General features: G+C 38.3%; 1 protein-coding gene. It reads right to left on the bottom strand.

Annotated features, from left to right (window positions below):
* Positions 1–643 (bottom strand): asparaginase (locus tag V7659_RS31985; RefSeq protein WP_335543982.1); only part of this gene is annotated, 643 nt, incomplete at both ends.

The raw sequence follows: 643 nt of genomic DNA, 5'->3' as shown, positions 1-643 counted from the left end.
CTTCAGTCCTGGATGCAGTTTTAGTAAACAAACGTCTGTGTTCAAGGATGCATCTAATTTAAGCGGTTTCATTGATGATCTTTTTACTTTGCTATTGTATTCAATTTGATGATTTTCAATCGATGCAATATATGGGTAGTTAATACTTTCAAATGCATCGTAGCTTTTCGTTCTTAGTTTGATTGCGCGAGTTCCTTGAATGACTCTGCCATCAAACACGACGTATACGCCGCCAACACCGTCACATGCAAAACGAATCGCATCTGTAATGTTTTTCTTCGCATCTGTTTTCTTAAACGTAATTGGAATTTGTGACCCTGTAATGACAATTGGCTTATCAGGATTTTGCAGCATATACGATAGTGCTGCTGATGTATAGGCCATTGTGTCCGTACCATGCGTGACGACAAATCCGTCATATTGATCATAATTTTCATAAATGGCTGTTGCGATATCAACCCAGTATTCAGGCTGCATATTGGTACTATCTATACTCATTAGGGACTTTGTGTCCATTGTGTAGTCTGCATTAATTTCGTTTAAATAGCTTAAAAGGTCCTCAGCTTTAACACCTGGAGCTAAACCATTTTCACTTTCTACAGATGCAATCGTCCCACCAGTGGTTAAAAGCAATAATTTCTTC

Origin of the sequence: Neobacillus drentensis (assembly GCF_036966985.1) — a bacterium.
GTDB lineage: Bacteria > Bacillota > Bacilli > Bacillales > Cytobacillaceae > Neobacillus > Neobacillus drentensis_E.
The sequence above is the reverse complement of the archived record's forward strand: the minus strand, read 5'-3'. Positions and strand labels throughout refer to the sequence as shown.